The organism is Acidiphilium cryptum JF-5 (assembly GCF_000016725.1).
In the GTDB taxonomy this organism is placed as follows: domain Bacteria; phylum Pseudomonadota; class Alphaproteobacteria; order Acetobacterales; family Acetobacteraceae; genus Acidiphilium; species Acidiphilium multivorum.
On record NC_009469.1, the window covers coordinates 75,976 to 88,953 of the forward strand.

The 12,978-nt window shown below is 64.0% G+C and carries 11 protein-coding genes; 4 read left to right on the forward strand and 7 right to left on the reverse strand.

Going from position 1 to position 12,978, the window contains the following annotated elements; genetic code table 11:
- Positions 1 to 141: 141 nt before the first annotated feature.
- Positions 142 to 3,873, reverse strand: a complete 3,732-nt coding sequence (gene mobF / locus ACRY_RS02010; protein WP_231295222.1) for a MobF family relaxase — start codon at positions 3,871 to 3,873, stop codon at positions 142 to 144.
- Between the two features lie 252 nt (positions 3,874 to 4,125).
- Here mobF and ACRY_RS20070 point away from each other — a divergent pair, with 252 nt between their 5' ends.
- Entirely contained in the window at positions 4,126 to 5,214 is a 1,089-nt protein-coding gene (locus ACRY_RS20070) for a hypothetical protein (protein ID WP_231295223.1), read from the forward strand.
- Positions 5,215 to 5,240: 26 nt separating this feature from the next.
- Here the strand turns inward: ACRY_RS20070 and ACRY_RS02015 are convergent, their stop codons facing one another.
- On the reverse strand, positions 5,241 to 5,579 hold the full coding sequence (locus ACRY_RS02015; RefSeq protein WP_011930808.1) for a hypothetical protein: 339 nt from the start codon (positions 5,577 to 5,579) through the stop codon (positions 5,241 to 5,243).
- 947 nt (positions 5,580 to 6,526) lie between these two features.
- Between ACRY_RS02015 and ACRY_RS02020 the strand changes: the two genes are divergently transcribed.
- The 3 genes from ACRY_RS02020 to ACRY_RS02030 are packed head-to-tail and all read left to right on the forward strand — an operon-like array spanning position 6,527 to position 8,443.
- A complete protein-coding gene (locus ACRY_RS02020) occupies positions 6,527 to 7,417 on the forward strand; it encodes a hypothetical protein (RefSeq protein ID WP_011930810.1) in 891 nt (296 codons plus the stop codon).
- Positions 7,414 to 8,118, forward strand: a complete 705-nt coding sequence (locus ACRY_RS02025) for a hypothetical protein (RefSeq protein WP_231295224.1) — start codon at positions 7,414 to 7,416, stop codon at positions 8,116 to 8,118. The genes ACRY_RS02020 and ACRY_RS02025 overlap by 4 nt, the downstream gene beginning before the upstream one ends.
- Before the next feature lie 4 nt (positions 8,119 to 8,122).
- The gene (locus tag ACRY_RS02030) at positions 8,123 to 8,443 is read left to right on the forward strand and encodes a hypothetical protein (protein WP_011930812.1); all 321 of its coding nucleotides are present in this window, start codon (positions 8,123 to 8,125) and stop codon (positions 8,441 to 8,443) included.
- Positions 8,444 to 8,819: 376 nt separating this feature from the next.
- Here ACRY_RS02030 and ACRY_RS02035 read toward each other — a convergent pair whose 3' ends face one another.
- The 5 genes from ACRY_RS02035 to tcuB all read right to left on the reverse strand — a co-directional run bounded on the left by ACRY_RS02035 (position 8,820) and on the right by tcuB (position 12,957).
- The gene (locus ACRY_RS02035) at positions 8,820 to 9,473 is read right to left on the reverse strand and encodes a hypothetical protein (protein ID WP_225487699.1); all 654 of its coding nucleotides are present in this window, start codon (positions 9,471 to 9,473) and stop codon (positions 8,820 to 8,822) included.
- Positions 9,474 to 9,496: 23 nt separating this feature from the next.
- Positions 9,497 to 10,186 (reverse strand): 2OG-Fe(II) oxygenase, encoded by a 690-nt coding sequence (locus tag ACRY_RS02040; protein ID WP_011930814.1) that lies wholly within the window; start codon positions 10,184 to 10,186, stop codon positions 9,497 to 9,499.
- Positions 10,187 to 10,242: 56 nt separating this feature from the next.
- The gene (locus tag ACRY_RS18090; protein ID WP_050751080.1) at positions 10,243 to 10,560 is read right to left on the reverse strand and encodes a Rid family hydrolase; all 318 of its coding nucleotides are present in this window, start codon (positions 10,558 to 10,560) and stop codon (positions 10,243 to 10,245) included.
- Positions 10,547 to 11,305 carry a hypothetical protein gene (locus ACRY_RS02045; RefSeq protein WP_081432847.1) on the reverse strand — a complete coding sequence of 253 codons (759 nt, stop codon included), beginning with the start codon at positions 11,303 to 11,305 and terminating at the stop codon, positions 10,547 to 10,549. Before ACRY_RS02045 ends, ACRY_RS18090 begins: the two co-directional genes overlap by 14 nt.
- 539 nt (positions 11,306 to 11,844) lie before the next feature.
- The gene (gene tcuB / locus ACRY_RS02050; RefSeq protein WP_011930815.1) at positions 11,845 to 12,957 is read right to left on the reverse strand and encodes a tricarballylate utilization 4Fe-4S protein TcuB; all 1,113 of its coding nucleotides are present in this window, start codon (positions 12,955 to 12,957) and stop codon (positions 11,845 to 11,847) included.
- Positions 12,958 to 12,978 lie beyond the last annotated feature (21 nt).

The window sequence follows — 12,978 nt, forward strand, 5'->3', positions numbered from 1 at the left end:
TATATATTTTGTGCAGTGCAGCATTGTTGCCTGTAATGACCCGGAGCAACGGGGTGGAATTCCTGGCACCGGTTATGGAATTGGCCGTGCCAGAAAGCAGCAGGGACGACAGCAGTTCCTCAAGGAATTGGATCCAAAACCCTACCGCCCGCGGCCACGCTTGCGGCTTTCCTGTTCAACCGGACGTTCCTCGGCTTGGCGCTGCGCCTGGCGGCGATGCCCCTCCAGCGCTTTCTGTAGCCGCGCCCGGGCACTCCGATGCGCGGCCTCGATCAATGGCCGCGCCCGCTCCCACCCCGCCGCCACGGCTGCCCGCACGGCCGGAGCCGCCCGCTCGATGCGGGCCAGCGCCTGGCCCTTATCCTCGACAGCGCGCGCCATGGTTTCGGTCAAGCGGCTTTGCGTGCCGGCCCGGGCTTGGGTGCGCGCAAAACGCTGGGACAGGTCAGAGGGCAAGCCTGCGGCCTCGCGCTTCTCGTCGGCCGCCAGCCCTTTGAGGAAGGCGCGGGCCGCATTGCGGCGGGCCTCCTCGCCGATCTTCACCAGATCGAGCGCATTGGTCTTTTCAGGCTGACGCGCGATATTCCGCGTCCAATTCGTCCAGATGTCGTGCTCGCGGATCGGGCGCGGATCGCCCAGCGGCCGGCGGCCCGCGATCTCCTGCCGCTCAGCCCCCTCCGAGGTCAGCCAGTAATCCCGTTCCCGGTGCCGTGACCCGGAGACATAGGTCTTGAAACCGTCCGTGGTCTGCGAGCCGCCAGGTGTCACAAAGATATGCTCGGTCGTGGTGATGCCCTGGGCGGTGTTGGTGGTCATGGCATAGCCGTAGGCCAGCCGCATCCGGCCGGTTTCCTTGTCGGCCAGCGTGTCCCACTTCACAAAGCCCTCGCGGCCATGGTCGTTCCGCAGCACCAGGCCTTCGTCGCGGATGCTGGTGATTTCGAGGATCGAGCCATTATCGCCGATCGCGCCCTTGCCGCCGTCCAACATCGCAGCATTGGTGCGGGCGAAGAGCCGGATTTTTTCGCCCGTCGCGATCGGCAGCGCGTAGTGCTCACCGGTGTTCTTGTCGATCGCCGCCAGCGTCATGCGGCTCTGCCCCAGCTCGCCAGAGGCAAGCAGCCGTTGCCGGATTGCCTCGCCGATCGCGCGTGCGTCCTGATTGGTCGGTGTGCTGATCGAAATCGTAAAGCGCGGCCGATCTACATTCGCTTTCCGGCGCTCATCCCAGAGCGCGGCAGCTCGCGCGATCACCTCGCCATGCCCGCCGGCGATGATCTCGGCCGTGCCATCCTGCCGCTTCATGTCCAGCGCCTTGCCAACAGCTTCGGCGCCACCTTTTCGCAGCAAGCCCGCGATTTCGCGCGCCCGTTCGTTGGTCTGCCGCACGCTGCTTTCAATCGACGGCACCTTGCCCAGCCCTTTTTCGAGAAGGCCGATCACCTGGCCCGCCTCGATCGACTGGCATTGCTTCGGATCACCGATCGCCACCATACGGAACCCGTGCCGCTCCTGGAGCCGCAACAGATCGAGCATCTGGCGCGTGCCGATCGTGCCCAGCTCATCGATCACCACGACACTGCGGCTGGACAAGTCCAGCCGGCCGCTCTCCACCCGGTTGATGAACACCGAGACTGCCGCGATCGTGTCACGCCCGCCGGCCTCGGTGTCGGTGTCGGTATTCAGCCCGGCCTCGCGCAGCTCGCGCGCCTGGCGCCAGCCGAGGCTGATGCCGTGAATGTCCGCACCCTGCTCGCGCCATGCCGTCACCAGCGGCTTCAACAGCGTGGTCTTGCCAGCTCCGGCCGCCCCGATCCCCACCGAGAACCGGCCGCCCATGCCGAGATGATCGATCATCCGGCGCTGTGCCGCGCCATGCGCGCCGGTGAAACTCAGCCCGCTCGCCTCGATCCCGCGCTTGATTTGTACCGGGTTGAGTGTGCCGCGCCGATCGCGGCCAGCTTGTCCCGCCAGCTCGACCAGCGCGCTCTCCTGCTCGACATGGGCGCGCGTCGTCAGCCTGGTTGTGGTGATCGTCACATCCGGGTTTTCCGGGTCATCCCTCTCGGTCTCGACCGCGATGATCTGCGTGCGTGCGGACTCACCGTTGCCGCCAGCACCACCGGTTTCGACAACCCCGCGCGCCCGCAACCGCGCGATCACCTGATCAACATCGCCGCCATCCTTGATGCCGGCCGCCACCAGGCCACGCGCTGCGGCAACGCGCTCATCCTCGGCCTTGATGACCGCCCGCCGGGCAAACTGCTCGCCCAGCACCCGCGAAGCCGCCTCATAGGCCCGATCCAGCCGGGCCGCTTCGGTCATCTTCTCCGCTGGCGCCGCGTTCTGCAGAACGCTTTTGTGCTGGTAGCCGCGTGCCTCCGCCTGGCGCCGCCAGCTCGCAAAATCGCTCAGATCATCGGCCTTGGCACTGCGGCTCGCAAAGGCGCCGCCTTTCAGCAGCTTGATTCGTTCATCGCCGGTCATGCGGTCCCAATCCGCCCCCAGCGAGGCAGCATAGGCTTTCGCGTCGGAGAGGGCATCGCGGGTCCGCTTACTGAACGCCGCCCGGATCTCCTCCGGCACGGCGCTGAGCCGCGCCGCGCCGGTGGTTCGGTCCAGCTCTATACTCGCGCCGGCTCGCCGGAGATTCTGGGCAAGATGCGCCTGGTAGATCGCCCCCCATTCATGGATGCGACCGTGCATCTGCAACGTATTCAGGGACACAACCCGGCCGCTCTCGGTGACGATGACATTCGGCACCGCGACATGGGTATGAAGCTGCGGATCCCCGGCCACCTTCACGGAGACGATCTCGGTTTCCGTGCGGCCATCCGCTGTCTGCCGGGCGATTTCGATTGTGGGCCGGGCCGTGTAGTGGTCAAAGGTAATCCACCCGATGCGGCCCTGCTCGGTGCCTTCCTTGCCGCCTTTGCCCTTCCGGGCCTGGCCAATGACCTGCTCGATCTCCGCCATGGTCGCGGCCACCGCATCCTTGTGCGCCTGGGCCAGCTGGTTGCGCTCCGCCTCGGTCGGCGCGAAGGCCCAGGCCAGCGACACCGACTTGTCGGCCGAGAAGGTAAAATCAACGTAGCCGATCGGGGTTTTCGAGCGGTTGACCGCGTTTCGCCAATCGGCCGCATCCAGCGCCGTGCCATCCGCTCGCTTGCCCTCAAGGATGTTGGCCCGCTCGGTCTCGGAAAGGCCGCGCCCGTCTTTGGCCTCCAGCGCCTTGTAGAGCCGCACAAGCTCGGGATGAGGCGCGGGCTGGCCTTGTTCGGTCTCCTGGGCGGACGGGCCATCCGGCGCGGCGCCGGGAGAGGCGGATGACAACTTCGCCTCGATCCGCGCCCGGTCGGCAGCGCTCGACGCTTCGGCCGTCGCCAGCGCCCGCCGCAAGCCGGCGGCGCCACTTTCGCGCAAGGCATCGGCCCAATCGGCGCCCTTTGCCCCGCCCGCGACATCAGCCGGCGGTTCAAGATAGACCGCCTCGCCGCCATTGGCCTCGATCAAGGCCGCGGCCTTGGCGGCCGCCTTCTGCCCGGCCTCGCCAACATCACGGCCATTGTGGAGGCGGGCATTGTCGCGATCGGCCAGCAGGACAACCGGCGTCGAGCCGCTGAATTGCCCGGCCCAGGCCACCAGGCCGCCCGCATTGTAGCCAACAACACCAGCCTGCCGCGTTGCCTGCACGACACTCGCGACGGTCTCGAACCCTTCACCGGCAACCCGGGCCTGGTCATGGCCACCGATCGGCACCGCTGCGCCAGCCGGCGGATGCAGCAGCCAGGCGCCCGAGGCCCCCAGCATCCGGCGGCCGATTTTTGCTCCGCCTTCGGTCAGATAGGTGCGCTGCACGCCGGTCAGCCGCACCCGGCCATCCTCATCCTGGCCGAACATCGGCGTCAGCATCACCACCGCCGCACCGGCCGCCACTTCCGCCGCATCATAGTTCGGATGCGGCCGGACCAGCCGCACATGGCTCATCAGCCAATCATCATCGAGGCCGCGCCCGCTGAGATAGGCCCGGGCTGACGCCCGCAGGGCCGCGGCCTCGTCCACGCGCGCCGCATGCGCTGTCCGCTGCTGCAACTTCTGCCCCGCAGACCCGTGCAAGCTCGGAGCGTGCAGCTCGCCAGTGCCCGGAATCGCCTCATCCCAGAGCTTCCCGGCAATGCTCTTGCGAAAGACGTTGCGCCGTATCTCGGCAGTACGCGCCGCCTTGGCCGCCTCGGGATCCAGCTCGACCGCCTCGGCTTTGACGCCCAGCCGGCGCACCAGGCTCTCGAACCGCCCGCCTTCGCTGGCGGCAAAGTCGGTCCATTGACCCGTTGTGGCGTTGACCGAAACCGTCCAGCTTTCTACTCCGCGCCAGGTCGCTTGCAGGCGCAACCGGCCGCCGCTGGTCCGGTAGGGCACACCGGCGGCATCAAGCGCCGCCGCAACGTCGATCGCCCGGGGTTCCGCTGGCCGATCCTCGGCCGCCGGGCCACGCGGCGGCACCGCCGGTTCACCGCCCCGCGCAATATCCGCCTGCCAGTCGGCCGCCAGCGCCGCATCCCGATCATACCCGGCCACCTCCTCCATCGGGGGCGGCACAAAATCTTCCGGCCAGGGCGGCGGGCCATCGGCCGCACTTCCCAGCTCGCCAAGCGCCGCCGCTTCGGCGGCAAGGGCCGCATCGCGATCCTCCGCCTCGTGCGCCTCAACAGCCTCTGGCGCTGCGGTCTGCGGAGTGATCGCGGGGGCCGCCTCGACTGGCGCGGCCGGCAGATCAAATCCGTCAGCCCGTTTGCCGGCAAGGAGGTTTTCCAGTTCCGCGCGGGTCGGCAACCGCATCGGATCAAGCCCAAACACTTCGGCAAGCGGCGTCACCGCGCGCTGATACTGTTTGCCCGCGATCTTCTCGCCATCCGCTCGATTGCCCGCCAGCAGCTCGGCAATCTCGTCACGGGTCAGCGGGCGCGACGTGTCGATCCCCAGCGCGGCGGCAACGGTGGGGTGCATATCCCGGCGGGGCTCGGGAATGGTGCCTGGGCGGGCCGCGTCCGTCGCGGTGGCCGCCGCGTTATCTTCCGCCGCTGCCGTGCCTGGCTGCCAAAGCCCGCCCTCGACGGTCATGCCGCGCTGATAATACGCCGCCATATCCTGCTCGAACCCCGGCAGTGTCATGGTCATCAGGTGATCCGCCATCTTTCCGGCGGCACCGGATGAAGTGGAGGCCGCACCGGCGCGGAACGTCAGCACGTCTCTCCGCCTGCCTCTGACTGCGATCCGTCGTCGTCCGGCTCGAGCGCCGTGGCCAGGCCACGCATCACCCCGGCCTCAACCTCTGCCCCCAACCCGTCCAGCGTTGTGCCGATTTGCAGAAGCGCGGTGGTCTGATCGCGCAGCGCACCGGCGATCCCTGCCAGGGCTTCCTCAAGCGGGCTCTCTTCCGAAGGGGTCGCCAGCTCGATCAACCGCGCCAGCATTTGGCTGTGCGTATTCTGCGTTTCGATCATCAGCCGCATCGCCTGGATGACGGCATCGAGGCGGTCATCTTTCCGGGGCGACGGGGCGGCTTCGGGCTCTGGCATCGGGCGGAACTCCTGTGATCACCGTAGCGCCATTGTCACTTGTGCCGCAAGCTCCATAGGTGCAATGGTCTGTAACTTCTATCCTGAACTTTCCGCCCGCATAGTGGGCCAAGTCTAGAACGGGAATTGTCCCGAGTGAGGACCGATACTGCGCCGACTTTGATGCGAACAGTGCCCGGATTTATCCCGGTTAATATACCGACCTTATGCCGATTAACTGCCGAGTGATTGACGGCCGATGCAGGCCGCCGCTATCATCGCGTGCAATGGCCAACACACCACCGCCTGAAATTGATCTCGATGATCTTCGCCGGCACATGGTCGAGCACGGCGCACGCTCCCCGATCGTTCAATGGATGGTCGCAAATCACGATGAGTTCGCGGCGGCCGTGGCGGTCGCCGGCATCCGTTGGGAGAAGGTGGCGGCGTATCTAGCTGAACATGGCTTGCGCACCGCACGCGGGGGAATACCAAGCGGGGAAACGATGCGGCGTTGCTGGATAAGAGCGCGGCGCATGGTCGCCAAGCAGCGGGACGGTCAACGCCAAACCGCTGTGCCTCCGGCCGATCAACCGGCACCCGAACCGAAATTCAAACCCTTCACTTTGAGAAACGAGGGTCGGGGTGGTTCCGCAGCGGAACGCCAGGCCCTCGGCGATGCAACTGCACCGGCTGACCAGGCGGCCCAGCCGACACCTAAGTTTCAACGGTCATGGATGAGAAACGAGGGGCGGGGCACCTCCGCAGCGGAACAGCCCGCCCCAGACCATCCGGCCGCGCTGGCGGCCCCAGAACCTCCGCCGAAACCGAAATTCGAGTTTGTAAGATTACGCAATGAGGGGCGGGGCGTGTCCGCAGCGGAACGCCGTACCCTCGGCGATCCAACTGCCCCGGCCGATCCTGACGATCCAAAATGGAAAGGCGACAAATCCCGATAGGAGAATTTGATGACTGAGACCCCCTCATCAGAAAAGAAGCCCACCGGCACACAAAAACACGCAACCCCCGTATTCCGCCCCGGCAGCGCGGCCGCCGCACTCAAGCCGGTGGAAATCAAGCCGCTGCTCACCAGCGAGCAAACCCGCTCCGAACCCGTCGCGCAAGGCATCGATCTTGCCGATCGACCTAAGATCATACTCGCCGCAGGCCGGGGCAAAACCGGCAAAACCACCTTCCTGCGCTGGGCCGTCGAAATGGCACAGCATGCCGGCCGCAACATCCTGATGGCCGATATCGACCCCACCAACGCGACGTTCTCGACCTACTTCAAGGGGGCAGCCCGGCCCGATACATTCAACCAGGAAGCTGTCCGCGACTGGCTGCAAGACTTCATGGAATTTGCCATTGTCGGCAAACACACCGCCATCATCGATCTGGGCGGCGGCGATACGATCCTGCGCACCCTCGCCGCAGAAATGCCCGGCTTCGATGCAATGATCGAGGAGGCGGGCATGGCGGTGGTGATGTTCTACCTCGCAGGCCCGCATCCCGAGGATTTAACCCCGGCCGCCACGCTCGGCGCTTTGAGCTTTAAGCCCCGCGCACGCGCCTTCGTGCTCAATGAAGGCGTGGCGCCGGCCGGGCAATCGCGCGATCAGGCATTCAGCCGCGTGATCTCATCCAACGTCTATCGGGACGAAACTGCCGCCGGAGCGGTCCCCCTTTGGATGCCGCGCCTGCACGCGGCCGAGGCAGTTGAAAGGCACACCGCGAGTTTCGTCGCCGCACGGGACGGTCATACAGAACCGCCGCTTGGGGTGTTCAACCGCTCGCGGGTGGGCCACTGGCTCAAGGCGATGGATGAGCAATTCGCCGGCGTCAAATCGTGGATGCCGTGAGCGAGGCCGTCGATCAGGGTGGAGCAGAAGCCGCGATCCGCGCCGCGCAAGCGGAGCTGGATCGGGCCGAGCAGTTGGCCCGGCTCGACAATGACCCCACCGCGCACACGCTCCACGCGCTCCGGGTGTTTTTAGACTCGACCGCTACCATTGCCGCAGATCAGCGGCGCGCTATGGCGGAACATCGACAGAACATCGATCAGGATTTCAGCGCTGTGCGTCAGGCGCGGGATGGCTTGGCGCAAACCATCGATCAAGCCTTTCAGGCCGCAAAGGTGCAGGCCGAAGCGGCGCATGCGGATCTCTCGCGCCAGTTCGTGGCCTCCTTCGCGAAAGAGGCAGAACAGCGCCTCAAGTCCATGTCACGGTGGGTATGGTGGCGCACGATCGCCTCGGGCGCGGCGCTGGCGATCGTGATCCTCGCTCTCGGCTATGGCCTGGGCTACTGGCACGGCAACGCGGCCGGATACAGCCAGGCCGCCGGGACGATTCACGCCGCTGGAGCCGTTGAGCAATCCGTCCTCGCCTCACAAGGCCCGGCGGGCTTGGCACAATGGCACAAGCTCATGCGCGACAACACCATTCTCGACACCATGAAATCCGACTGCTCCGGCAAGAACGTCGCGCATCAGGACGGCCGCACGGCTTGCCATCTCTGGCTATGGACCACGCCGAATGTCGCACCGGCCGCCCATGGGTAGCGGGATGGAGGAGCATTTTACCCCCTCCGCGGATCGGTCGGCTCGCTCGGCCGGCTTCACCTCCCAGCTCAGCCGGGTTTTGCTCGGCTTGCTTCGGGGCGCCTTGCGCTTTCTGCTGGTGGCTGTGCTCGACGTAGTGATCCTCGCGGTGCGGTTGCGCTTGGCCGCGTTCGCGCTCGGCACGGGCTTCCTCATGATGACGCTCTCACGCGCCAGCCTGCTCCTCAATGACCGGCTGCGCTTCTGCCAGCTGCAACTCCATGCCTGGGCGCAGGGCTGGCCGATGAAGCGGTATGCGTTCACCGCCCTCCCGCCCCGGCGCTAAAACTTTGAGAAGCTAAGCTCCTTCTTCTATCCGCGTGGCTTCAATTTTACACGCTTACATGTAAGCATGCTGTTAAAATTCCCGGCCTCCCGGTCCGCAAGAATTCTAGCTAAAAGAGGGGCAGCCTCATCAATGCCAAGCCATGCCGCAAAATGTCGGCCCGAGGCAGGGCGGAACGCGGCTACGAGCACCTTGTCGAGAACTGGAAGGCACGACGACCTCGCAACAAAGTGCGCGAGCGCCTCAATCCAGCAGGGCATGGCCGGCTTCATCGGAATACGCACCTCTCAGCCGACGCGCCGCTCTTCGCCACGAGGTCACCCGCGCAGAAGGACAATATGTTCCTGCACCAAGACCCATTCACAACTGTAGCGGATTACCACACTTGGATTGCTGCCTCCGGCATCGCCAACTGCTGTCGGTCGCGCCAGTCGGCGCTGACATAGTTGATCTCCATGAGTCGCCGCACGCCGACGATGGGCCGCGGATCAAAGCCGTGCCAGGTCGCCGGGCCGGCAATGAAGATCGTGCCAGAATTGAATTCCCCGGATGACTGGCCGACCCAGCGCTTGTCCGCGTCATAAATGTCGGTGCCCCACTCCGCCGCGTCGGGACCAAGGAACAGGTAGATCACCATGGAGAACAGCTTCTCCTTGATATCCCGGTGCGGTTCCAGCCAGGCGCCGTCCAGGTCCTGGATGTATTCCATGCGCAGATAGCTGCCGTTGGCCTGTATGTCGCAGATCTCCGCCATCAGCGCCGCAACGTCGGGGCGTTGCAGCGCCTGCGCCAAGGCCTCGCAGCCAGGGTATTTGCGGCGCAGCGCCGGCGTGATGAAGCAGCGCGAGTCGTTGTAGGTGTTGCGTGTGCCGTCGGTGAGGCCGAGCATCGGTGGGGCAATCGGCAGGGTCAGGATGCCGGTGCAGACATCTAGGGGCAGTACGTCCCGCAACTTCCAGTGCCGGTACGGCCAGTCGCCACGTTCCGACTGGCGCACTGCACGCATGAAGTGCTGCGCGATGTCTTCCACTGCGGGAACCGGAGGATATTGCATCAACGGCCCCCCGGCAGGCGGCGCGGCGCCCAGTCGATCGCCTTGCGCAGCAGTGGCACCGACTTAGCGTACGCGCTCAGACTGTGGCGTGCGTATTCTTTGCGCACGTACCACTCAGAATCAACGTAACAGAGCTGCAGGCTCTTGCGCTGGCCCTTCTGCGGCAGGAACCCGTGCCATGAATGGTCGGAGACGCGGAACATCAGCATGTGGCCGAATTCCGGGGCAAACTCGAAGGCGTAGTCGTTGCGGTTTTTGCTACGCAGTACGCGCAGTCGGCCGCGCTCATACGGCCAGGCGCGGGTGAATCCGACCAACACGGTGATGATCTTGTGCGGGCTATCGGGATGTGCGTAGCCCTCATTGTAGTGACCGCTGGTATTGCCCATCATCACGATGCACGCCGGCCGCTTGCTCAGGTCGATGTCGAACTTTGCTTCCACCAAGTGGCGAAAGCGGTCGCTCATCAGGTCCTGCACCACGGCCCCGAAATGCGGACCGTGTTGCAGGTCAGGCAAGGCATAGCTGCCGCGCTCCGGAATGGTGGGCGCATCGCCCAGAACCTCTTCCTTCAGGCGCTGCGGCATGGCGTTCTCGACAAAGCAGTAGTCGTACGGATCACGCCGTAACGCCGCGGCGGCGATCGCGGCTTCGTCGAGCATCTTGAATGGTGCGCTGGTGTCGGTCATCCGGGGATTTCCTTTCGTGTGAAGCGTCTGGGCGCAGACAGCCTTGCGGGGGTCGTTCAGAACACAGGCAGACCGGGAGCGTCGTTTGCCACGCCCTCGACTTCCACCAGCCATTCAGGGCGGCACAGCGGGCCGCGCAGAATCAGGCGCAGGACATTTGAGAAACTTTCGGCGAAGCACGCTTCCACGACGTTGTAGTCGCTGGAGTCGCGCAGATAGACGATGAAGTGGCTCAGTGCCTCGATGGACGCGCCACCGGCGCGCAGCAGCGCATCAACATTGCCCAGTGCGCGCGCAAGCTGGCGTGTGAAGTTGCCGCGTTCGAACGTCACGTTGTAGTCATGCGTGTGACACAGCCGGTCATAGGCATTCATAGGACACCTGTTCCGTCGCGAGGCCGATGATGGAGTAAGTGTCCATCAGCACCACGTCACAATGGTGGCCACAGGCGTCTTCGATCCCGGTACTGGCCAGGTAGTGGGTATCGCGGGTGAGGCCGTGCTGCTGAACCAGCACGGTACGGGCAGCGACCATGTCCTGGTAGAACAGGTCCATGTCCTTCACGTAGATCCAGGTGCGAACGCAGTTATCTGCCAGCGTACCGCCCTGCACCTGCACCGCCCCGATCAGCCGTTTGAAAACATCGCGCGGCTGCTCGGCGGCGGAGTTGGGCGCCTCTGTGGTGGATGTGCACAGCTGTGTGCTCCACAGGTGGCGCAGATCGCCCCTGTACAGCAGCAGGTCACCGGATGGCGCGCGGGCCTTGCATAGCGGCGTGGCGGAGTCCACGTGGTAAGCTAGCATCGTGACTTTCGCTCCGCTCAGCGGCGGTTGCTGCACCATGGAGACGGCAACCGGACGGTCCAATGGTTCGCGATAAAGGCTGCTGTCGCGGACCAATGCTGCCTGGTTGACGGCATCACTCACATACAGCCGGCGGAAAACCGCGCTGTCCGGCGGCAGGCGCAAGGTTTGCCGCACCTCGGCATAGCGCTGCCCTAGCGCATCGATCTGCCGAGCCAAGCTGAGCTGCGCAGGAGTTGCGATCACGATGTAGTGCTCGGTATCGCCGGAATTGGTGCGGAAACTGTGGCATGACACTCCGTGTGCGGAAGCCACCAGGGCCACTCCCGTTTCTGTTACGGATACCCGGAGGCTGATCGGGAAACGGGTAACTTCCGCCTGCTCCGGGTTGGCGTACTATGGGCGAAGACGGCCTAGCGTCTTTGATCTGGATCAAAGCAATGCTAGAGCAGGCTGACGCTGCGGCAACCGCAGGCCAAGCATTTCGATCTTGCCATCACCGTCAGCCGCTTCGATTTCCGGCGCAACGAGGCCTGCATCCCGCGTGAGGCGACCCTCGACGGTATCTATGTCATCCGCACCAGCGTGAGCGCGGAAATCACAGTGAAGAGGGGCCGCCGCGCTCCGCTCTCTGATGGCCGCTTTCAAGAGCGTTGGACAAGAATTCTCGCACCTCGCTGCGCGTTGGTGATGATAGCGCGTGGATTTGTGCAGAACAGGGGCCGGGTCTGATGGACGTCGGTTGACATGCTCTAATGCGCGGGTTGGCTACCGCCTGTCCGATTTCCGTCCGGGGCTGGTCCCTGTCTTACTCATCACGCCGAGAACCCCAACCACGTAACGGTAACGTTGAACTACGGAGAGCAATTGTTTGGGTCGAGTTGTGAGCGGTCGGCGGCGGCGCGTAGCAAGGCAAGACTACGGTATAAGCCATGGACAAATTTGCTGTAGGGAAGCAGCAGGAATAGTGCGAGGATAGTGCCCAGATGGAGCGCAAGCAGGACGCCCATAGCGGCTGTCGAGCGCATAGCAAGCAACAGGAGGCCGGTCATCGCAGCTAGCCAGAGCAACCCGAGCAAGGCAAGGTCAGTGCTCATCAGCCGTGCCACAGCAGGGGCAGGATCACTGATTATTTTCACCCAGATAAGACCCGATGTGCCGATAGTGAGCCCGATGCCACCAATCATGCCGAACAAAACTGGTAGGCTGAATAGTGGGTAGGGTGCCGGCTGGTCGAAGAAATGTGCATAAATGGTCGCGGTAGAGGTCGCCAAAAAACAGAGCAAGAAACCATAGGCCATGGCATGATGGAATCGTCGCCGCAGGATCGAGAAGCTTTTATCGTGATCGCTACAGTCCTGATCACCTCGCCCAAGGTTTTGAAGTGTCGCGATATCGCGCAGTGCGTGCAGGATAACAGTCAGTTTGGCGGCCTTACCCTTCCTCCCCGATTCTCGCCAAAATTTGACGCCACTTACAGCCAGCGCAAAAACAGAGAACAGAAGGCTCCCACCAGCGATGCTGGCCATCAGCACCCAGGGGATAACCTGATAGAAGGCGCCTGGGCCACTCCGGGCATGTGTAATTCCCCCTGGGGGGAGCGACAATAAAGTGACTAAAAACACCAGCATGATGCTGACTAAGCAGGTAACAGATACGACTAAGCCGTTACGTCGAAACAAAGGTGCGAATAGGCCGGGCCAAACGAAGCGTGAGTGGCTCTCGTCTCTCAACTCCGCGAAACTCCGCGGTAAATTGATATCGATTGGCTCCGGAGCCTCCTGACAAGCGTAGTAGCAGCCACGGCAATTGTGACAAAGATAAGCAAGGTAACGGAGATCGCCATCAGAAAATGCGCGCTGTAGTTCCATCGCCGGAAATACCGCACAATAGCTATCACAAAACCGGCAGGCGTTGCAGATTTCCGCAGCCCTTCGGACTTCCACTAGCGGGTCAATTTCAGGCATGCCTTCCTGCCTCCACGTCGG

Bases quoted from the DNA above. Each gene is read 5' to 3' on its own strand.
- ACRY_RS02030 (WP_011930812.1), top strand. From the start codon at position 8,123: ATGGAGGAGCATTTTACCCCCTCCGCGGATCGGTCGGCTCGCTCGGCC.
- tcuB (WP_011930815.1), bottom strand. From the start codon at position 12,957: ATGCCTGAAATTGACCCGCTAGTGGAAGTCCGAAGGGCTGCGGAAATC.
- ACRY_RS02040 (WP_011930814.1), bottom strand. From the start codon at position 10,186: ATGACCGACACCAGCGCACCATTCAAGATGCTCGACGAAGCCGCGATC.
- ACRY_RS02015 (WP_011930808.1), bottom strand. From the start codon at position 5,579: ATGCCAGAGCCCGAAGCCGCCCCGTCGCCCCGGAAAGATGACCGCCTC.
- ACRY_RS18090 (WP_050751080.1), bottom strand. From the start codon at position 10,560: ATGAATGCCTATGACCGGCTGTGTCACACGCATGACTACAACGTGACG.
- ACRY_RS02020 (WP_011930810.1), top strand. From the start codon at position 6,527: ATGACTGAGACCCCCTCATCAGAAAAGAAGCCCACCGGCACACAAAAA.